A 7,675-nucleotide genomic window follows, 5' to 3' on the forward strand; every position below is an offset into this window, starting at 1 on the left:
TTCTTGTATCGTTTTATCTGTGATCAACGCGGCGTACGAATGCATCACCGATTGATTGAATTATTTGTACTAGAACAATAAGCATGACAACGGTTACTGCCATTATCACCACATCGTAACGGTGGAAGCCGTAACGAATAGCCACATCACCTAGGCCGCCGCCGCCCACTGTACCTGCCATCGCTGAGTAGCTCACAAGAGTAACTAGCGTGATCGTTACAGAGTTAAGAATGGTCGGCATTGCTTCTGGTAACAGCACCTTGCGAATAATTTGCATTGGTGTTGCGCCCATAGATTGTGCAGCTTCAACAAGACCAGTTGGAACTTCCAATAATGCCCCTTCAATCAAGCGAGCAACAAAAGGAATTGCGCCGATAGTTAGAGGTACGATTGCTGCTGTTGTGCCAATGAACGTGCCCACAAGTAATTTGGTTACTGGGATAATCGCTACCATTAACACAAGAAACGGTACTGAACGGCCAATGTTGACGATTGCGCCAAGTATGCTGTTCAACTTAGTGTTTTCTAGCAAACCACCTTTTTTAGTCGTGTGCAGAATAACGCCTAGTGGAATACCCAGCGCGAAACCAATAACGCCAGCAACAGCTACCATATACAAAGTCTGCCAAGTTGCTGTTAAAAGCAGGTCACCGTTTAGTGATAACCAGTTAGCAATGGTATTAAAGGACATAACCAAGCACCTCTACTTTTACTTTATTGTCACGAAGGTATTGAATTGCAGCGTTATCATTTTCTTCATCACCGAAGATTTCCGCTACCATCATGCCGAACTTCACACCGCCAGCATAATCAAGATCTGAACTCAAGATGCTGACATCAATGTTGAATTTGCGCGAAATTTGCGACATCAACGGTGCATCAACAGTTGCGCCGGTAAATTCCAAACGAACTAATGGGTAACTGCCTTGCACTCGTGTTGGCTGCAAACGTGCTTGGTAATCATCAGGAATCGATAAATCCAGTGTTGAACGAATGAACTGATGAGCAAGTTCTGTTTTTGGATGAGCAAAAATATCACCCACAGAACCTTTCTCTACTAATTCTCCGTCACCGATGATAGCCACTTCATGACATATACTTTTTACTACATCCATCTCGTGGGTAATCAACAAGATAGTGATGTTTAACTTACGGTTAATTTCTTTCAAGAGCTCAAGAATCGACTGCGTAGTCGCAGGATCGAGAGCACTGGTTGCTTCATCACACAGCAACACTTTTGGATCAGATGCCAGAGCACGAGCTATCGCAACACGTTGCTTTTGACCACCACTTAGATTTGATGGGTAAGTGTCACGTTTCTCTGACAAGCCAACCAACTGAAGAAGTTCAGAAACTTTCTTCTCAATATGACTAACACATTTACCAGCAAGCTCTAATGGCAGAGCTACGTTTTCAAACACTGTACGTGAAGAAAGCAGATTAAAATGCTGGAAAATCATGCCGATGTTACGGCGTGCTTCACTCAATTGCTTCGAGCTCAGCTTAGTAAGGTCAACACCATCAACAATAACGCTACCGTTAGTTGGGCGTTCTAACATGTTCACACAACGAATCAGCGTACTTTTACCAGCACCTGATGAGCCAATAACACCAAAGATCGTGCCTTGTTGGATGTTAAGGTTGATGTCTTTTAAAGCATTGATTTCTTTCGTGCCTTGATAAAACACCTTGTTGACGTGACTAATCTCAATCATTGAAAAACCTGCGCAGGGATAAATCTTGGTTGTTTTGTAACGAGTTACCTTTGTATTACTAAAAAAGAAGCAACAACAGAATAAAATATTTAACTCGTTCTAACTTGGTAGAGGATGCTATGGCTTAACTAAGTTCAAGTCAATAGATATTTTTACGTCTAGACGTCTAAATGGTTGTTTGAGTGATACTGTTAAGTAATTAGATAGTGATGAAAGAAATAAAGCGTGCAATAATTCGCGTAGTTTGACTTTAAAGAGATGAATATTTTGGCTAAACCAGCTGTGTTTTTAGACCGTGACGGCGTAATAAATGTCGATCATAGCTATGTAAGCGACGAACATGATTTTGAGTTTATCGACGGTGTTTTTGAAGCCGCGAAAACACTGCATGAAATGGGCTATCTACTTGTATTGGTGACCAACCAGTCGGGTATCGCTCGTGGCATGTTCAGTGAAGATCGTTTTCTGTCTTTAACACAGTGGATGGACTGGAACTTCGTTGATAATGGCGTTGAGCTTGATGGCATCTACTACTGTCCTCACCATCCAGAGCATGGTGTAGGCAAGTATAAAGAAGATTGTGATTGCCGTAAGCCAAAGCCGGGTATGTTTATCTCTGCTCGTGACTTTTTGAAGATCGATATGGCGAACTCTGTGATGGTGGGTGACAAAGCGGAAGACATGATGGCCGCAGAAGCAGCCGGAGTCGGTACCAAGATCTTAGTTCGTACAGGCAAGCCTGTGACTGAAAAAGGTGAAAGTTTAGCCACTGTTGTACTGGACAGTTTGCGCGAAGTGCCTAACTATTTAAAAGAGCGTAAATAATACCATTACTAGTAATCGGTAGTTGAGACATTGCTGGGGTTGGTATTAAGAGGTCGCTTAGGCGGCCTTTTTTATTATTTGAAGAGAGAATCATCATGAATAGAAACGATATCCTAGTCGCATTCTGCTTGGTGGCGCTACCCTTGACTGCACTAACGGCGTGTTCAAGCTCAACCGAAGTCGATGGACTTAAAGTTAGGGACAGTGATTTTCAACATTACCTTTGCGACGATGAGAAGCAGTTTGATGTAGCTTACGTATCAGAAGAAAACGCAGTGTTAAAGACCTCGGAAAGCCAGTATCGCTTGGTTCGTATTCCTTCCGGCTCTGGAGCGAAGTACATATTGGATGACCACACTTCTGCGGTAGTGAATCCTGTTACCTTGTTCACGAAAGGGGGTGACGCTAGGTTAGAAGTCAAAGGTATTATTTATAAAACTTGCCGGATTGAGTGAAATTTTGCTTATATATGGCCTTGAGTAGAAGTAGTGCGGTGGTTTTCCACCGCTTTTATCACCTTGCAGACCATATTTCATGAGCAGAAAACTCACCATCCTTGATATCGCAAAACTTTCCGGAGTCGGTAAATCTACCGTTTCTCGTGTACTCACCAATGATCCAAAAGTGAAGCCTGAAACTCGAGAAAAGGTTGAGCGCGTCATTGCTGAATCAGGGTATGTTCCTTCTAAATCGGCGCAGTCGATGCGCGGCGGTAGCCAGAAAGTTATCGGTGTGATTATTTCTCGCCTTGATTCGCCTTCTGAAAATCGTTCTGTCAGCAGCATGCTTGAGATTTTTTACGCTCATGGTTATGACGTCGTGATCATGGAAAGTCAGTTCGATCGGCAGAAAACCAACGAACATTTGGACGTCTTGCTAAAGCGCAATGTGGACGGTGTAATCATTTTTGGCTTTACGGATTTAGATGCGCAAGCTTTGGTACCTTGGCAGTTGAAATCGGTGGTGATAGCCACTCATTCAGAGCAGGTATCCTCAATTAACTACGATAACATCGGTATCATCAATCAGGCGTTGGATTACGTTAAGCAGCAAGGGCTGAAACAAGTCAGCTTTATAGGTGTCGATCCACAAGACGCCACAACTGGCGAAATGCGTTTGCAAGCCTATCTAGATTGGTGTCAGGAGCAACAAATCACACCCTGCTATCAAACGGGTAAATTGAAACACGAAAGTGCTTATCAATTGGTTGATAAAGTGCTGTCTAAAAATACTCAAGCCATCGTCTGTGCCAGTGACACCTTAGCGTTAGGTGTGATTAAGCGCTTGCAAGAGTGTCAGCGTGAAGATGTTGTGGTGACAGGTGTTGGCGGTAATGAATTACTGACTTTCTTGTTCCCTAAAGTCTACACTGTTGATCCTGGTTATCGGCAAGCAGGATCGCAGGCAGCGAATCTGTTAATTTCGCATCTTAGCGGTGATGTGCAACATCTGGTTCATCTCACTCAAGTTCCTGCCCTCTGAGTACCTGCGACATTAACCAATAGGGCGAGAAAGTCTTTTTTCGCCTTGAATGCTTCTCGTCTTGAAAGCCTTCCGCTTTGAATAGTATTCACTTTGATCACTTCTCTCTTTTACCACTTATTGCTTTGATCATTTCTCTGTTTTTACGTGAAAGCTTGCATATCTTTTGTTGAAAAAAACACCGCCTAATGTGATCGTTCTCAATTTATGGGACTGTTCCCATTTTAAGTCTGATTTGTATGTGCCACTATACTGAAAACTTAATGGGAATGTTCCCATTATCAATTAGACTAATATAAAAGCTATAAGTAACAGGGTGGACAAAGGTATGAGTAAGATAGCGAGACAAGATGTAGAACGTCTTGTTGAATTGGTTGGCGGTAGTGAAAACATCGCCAGTGTTAGCCACTGCCTAACACGTTTACGTTTTGTATTAAATGAACCAGAAAAAGCGGATAAGCAAGGTTTGGAATCGCTGAGTTTAGTGAAAGGTTGCTTTACTAACGCTGGGCAATTCCAAGTTGTGATCGGCACAGAAGTCGACCAAGTGTTTAAAGTGCTTTTGGATATCACAGGTCAATCTGGCGCTTCAAAAGACGATGCGAAACTTGCAGCACGTCAAAATATGAATCTTTTGGAACGCGGTATCTCCCATCTTGCAGAAATTTTCGTACCGCTGCTTCCTGCGATTATTACTGGTGGTTTGATTTTAGGTTTCCGCAACGTGATTGGCGACATCAAGATGTTCGACGGTCAGACCTTAACGGAAATCAGTCAGTTCTGGGCAAGTGTACACTCATTCTTATGGTTGATTGGTGAAGCTATCTTCTTCTTCCTACCGGTTGGTGTGTGTTGGTCAACTGTGAAGAAGTTAGGCGGAACGCCTATTCTTGGTATCACTTTGGGTGTAACACTGGTTTCGCCTCAACTGATGAACGCTTATCTGATTGGTAAACAAGTGCCGGAAGTCTGGGATTTTGGCCTATTCGTAATTGAAAAAGTGGGGTATCAGGCTCAGGTTATCCCTGCGATCTTAGCGGGTGTGATGCTTGCCTTTATTGAAAACACCCTAAAACGAGTGGTTCCAGCTTATCTCTATCTGGTTGTTGTACCGTTTGTTTCATTAATTTTGGCTGTCATCTTAGCGCATACGTTAATTGGACCGTTCGGCCGTGTATTAGGTAATGGCGTTGCCTTTGCTGCAAAAGCTGCAATGACGGGTGATTTCGCGGTACTGGGCTCGATGATATTTGGTTTCTTGTACGCACCACTGGTTATCACTGGTATTCACCACACCACCAACGCTGTTGATCTACAGTTGATGCAAGAGTTGGGCGGTACACCAATTTGGCCTTTAATTGCGCTTTCTAACATCGCTCAGGCTTCAGCTGTTGTAGGTATTATTCTGATCAGTAAGAAACATGGTGAGCGCGATATTTCTGTACCAGCGGCAATTTCTGCTTACTTAGGTGTGACTGAACCGGCTATGTACGGTATCAACCTCAAATACAAGTTCCCAATGCTATCCGCAATGATTGGTAGTGCTTTGGCTGCGGCGGTATGTGGTAGTGCTGGTGTGATGGCGAATGGTATCGGTGTAGGTGGTCTGCCGGGCATTTTATCTATTCAGCCTCAGTACTGGAGTATCTACCTTGTTGCAATGTTAGTTGCGATTGTGGTTCCAGCAGCACTGACTTTAGTAATGTACAAGCGTGCACAAGTCAAAGGCGATTTATCAACCGCTTCAGCATAACGTTTTTATGAGTGGCTTTTTGCCACTCTTTTTTCTGTTTTTGATTTTTGGTAAGTGAGAAAAGAATGGCCTTTGCTAATAGTGAATCCGACTGGTGGAAAACTGCATCTATCTATCAAATTTATCCTAAAAGCTTCTGTGACAGTGGCGCAAAAGGAACCGGAGATATACAAGGCATTATTTCTAAACTGGACTATCTGCAAACTCTGGGCATTGATGCCATCTGGTTAACGCCTGTCTATCAGTCACCAATGATTGATAACGGTTACGACATTGCGGATTACTACTCGATCAATCCTGATTTTGGCACCATGAATGACTTCGATAACCTGCTTGAGCTGGCTCATCAGAAAGGCATTCGCATCATTATGGACATTGTTGTGAATCATACTTCGACACAGCATATGTGGTTTCAGTCAGCGTTGGCAGATAAAGCTAGCCCTTATCGTGACTATTACATTTGGAAGTCCCCCGTTGATGGCAAAGCACCGAATAACTGGCAGTCAAAGTTTGGTGGCAGTGCTTGGGAATATGATGAAAAGTCGAACCAGTATTACTTGCATCTGTTTGCTAAGGAGCAAGCGGATCTGAACTGGGAAAATCCTCTGGTTCGAGATGAAGTAAAAGAAGTGATCAGCTTTTGGGCTGAGAAAGGTGTGGACGGCTTTCGTTTAGATGTTATTAACCTGATTTCCAAACAACAGGATTTCCCAAACGACGAAGTAGGTGACGGCCGCCGTTTCTATACCGATGGCCCGCGTGTGCATGAGTTTTTACAAGAAATCAGCCGCGACGTTTTCCAAAAATATGGCAGTGTGACGGTAGGAGAAATGTCATCGACAACATTGGAGCATTGTCAGCAATATTCGTCATTAGATAACAAAGAGTTATCTATGGTGTTTAACTTCCATCACCTGAAAGCGGATTATCCTAACGGAGAAAAGTGGACCAAAGCCCCCTTTGATTTCATACAACTCAAGCAGGTATTTAACCATTGGCAAACTGGCTTGAATGGGAAAGGTTGGGGAGCATTGTTCTGGTGTAATCACGATCAACCCCGAGTGGTCAGTCGTTTAGGTAATGATAGTGAGTACCGTGTTGAGTCGGCCAAAATGCTCGCAACATCAATACATATGATGCAGGGCACGCCTTACGTATACCAAGGTGAAGAGATTGGTATGACGAACCCAGGGTATACCGATATTTCGCAATACCGAGATGTTGAAAGCACCAATATGTACGACATTATGGTCAAGCAGAATGGTGTCAGTGAAACGGATATGTTGGCAATTCTGGCGCAGAAATCTCGTGATAATTCCCGAACGCCAATGCAATGGAATAGTCGTCAATATGCCGGTTTCAGTGCTGGAGAACCTTGGATTTCTGTTGCCAGCAATTATCCTCAAATCAACGCAGAACAAGCTTTGAGTGATGAGGATTCGGTATTTTATTACTATCAAAAGTTAATTCAGTTGAGAAAGGAGATTACCGTTATTACCGACGGTGACTATCAAGACTTACTGCCCGAGCACCAAGCCATTTTTGCGTATCAAAGACGAAGTGCTACACAGACGCTGGTGTGTTTGAATAACTATTATGATGTAGAAGCAGAGTGTGAATTGCCGCAAGAACTTGAACTGAACAATGCACGTTATCTTATCGGCAATTATTCAGACATTGAGAATCAGCTGGTTGAGTTTAAGCAAAGATTAAGAGCTTACGAAACCAGAGTCATTTTGATTGAGCACCCCCTGTAGTCTCAATAAACACAAGCCCCTATTATAGGGGCTTGTTCTTTTGTGCTAATGCTCTGATATTTTTAGAGTATTCTGAAATGAAAAAAGCCAGCTCAATGAGCTGGCTTTTCTGTATATGGTGGAGGGGGACGGATTCGAACCAT

At 43.2% G+C, this 7,675-nt stretch carries 7 protein-coding genes and 1 tRNA gene (1 of these 8 only partly in view); 5 read left to right on the forward strand and 3 right to left on the reverse strand.

Going from position 1 to position 7,675, the window contains the following annotated elements; all coding sequences use genetic code 11:
• Positions 1–13: 13 nt before the first annotated feature.
• A complete protein-coding gene (locus L3V23_RS10470; protein ID WP_042488894.1) occupies positions 14–691 on the reverse strand; it encodes a methionine ABC transporter permease in 678 nt (225 codons plus the stop codon).
• A complete protein-coding gene (metN, locus tag L3V23_RS10475; RefSeq protein WP_102965393.1) occupies positions 681–1,715 on the reverse strand; it encodes a methionine ABC transporter ATP-binding protein MetN in 1,035 nt (344 codons plus the stop codon). The genes L3V23_RS10470 and metN overlap by 11 nt, the downstream gene beginning before the upstream one ends.
• Positions 1,716–1,982: 267 nt before the next feature.
• On the opposite strand from metN, the gene gmhB reads away from it, so the two are divergent.
• From gmhB to treC, 5 genes are all read left to right on the forward strand, one after another.
• Positions 1,983–2,540 carry a D-glycero-beta-D-manno-heptose 1,7-bisphosphate 7-phosphatase gene (gene gmhB / locus L3V23_RS10480; RefSeq protein ID WP_237292309.1) on the forward strand — a complete coding sequence of 186 codons (558 nt, stop codon included), beginning with the start codon at positions 1,983–1,985 and terminating at the stop codon, positions 2,538–2,540.
• A 95-nt stretch (positions 2,541–2,635) separates the two neighbouring features.
• A complete protein-coding gene (locus L3V23_RS10485; protein ID WP_102965394.1) occupies positions 2,636–2,995 on the forward strand; it encodes an MliC family protein in 360 nt (119 codons plus the stop codon).
• A 79-nt stretch (positions 2,996–3,074) separates the two neighbouring features.
• The gene (gene treR, locus L3V23_RS10490) at positions 3,075–4,022 is read left to right on the forward strand and encodes a trehalose operon repressor TreR (RefSeq protein ID WP_102965395.1); all 948 of its coding nucleotides are present in this window, start codon (positions 3,075–3,077) and stop codon (positions 4,020–4,022) included.
• Between the two features lie 328 nt (positions 4,023–4,350).
• Positions 4,351–5,775: a PTS trehalose transporter subunit IIBC gene (gene treB / locus L3V23_RS10495; protein ID WP_042488883.1), complete on the forward strand. Its 1,425-nt coding sequence runs from the start codon at positions 4,351–4,353 to the stop codon at positions 5,773–5,775.
• A gap of 65 nt (positions 5,776–5,840) precedes the next feature.
• Entirely contained in the window at positions 5,841–7,532 is a 1,692-nt protein-coding gene (treC, locus tag L3V23_RS10500) for an alpha,alpha-phosphotrehalase (RefSeq protein WP_237292310.1), read from the forward strand.
• 116 nt (positions 7,533–7,648) lie between these two features.
• Here treC and L3V23_RS10505 read toward each other — a convergent pair.
• Positions 7,649–7,675, reverse strand: a tRNA-Tyr gene (locus L3V23_RS10505) (it continues 158 nt past the right edge of the window).

Origin of the sequence: Vibrio sp. A1-b2 (assembly GCF_021726015.1) — a bacterium.
Taxonomy (GTDB): Bacteria; Pseudomonadota; Gammaproteobacteria; order Enterobacterales; family Vibrionaceae; genus Vibrio; species Vibrio diazotrophicus.

Coding starts and splice junctions, on each gene's coding strand:
- L3V23_RS10470 (WP_042488894.1), bottom strand. CDS start 691: ATGTCCTTTAATACCATTGCTAACTGGTTATCACTAAACGGTGACCTG.
- metN (WP_102965393.1), bottom strand. CDS start 1,715: ATGATTGAGATTAGTCACGTCAACAAGGTGTTTTATCAAGGCACGAAA.
- L3V23_RS10485 (WP_102965394.1), top strand. CDS start 2,636: ATGAATAGAAACGATATCCTAGTCGCATTCTGCTTGGTGGCGCTACCC.
- treR (WP_102965395.1), top strand. CDS start 3,075: ATGAGCAGAAAACTCACCATCCTTGATATCGCAAAACTTTCCGGAGTC.
- treB (WP_042488883.1), top strand. CDS start 4,351: ATGAGTAAGATAGCGAGACAAGATGTAGAACGTCTTGTTGAATTGGTT.
- treC (WP_237292310.1), top strand. CDS start 5,841: ATGGCCTTTGCTAATAGTGAATCCGACTGGTGGAAAACTGCATCTATC.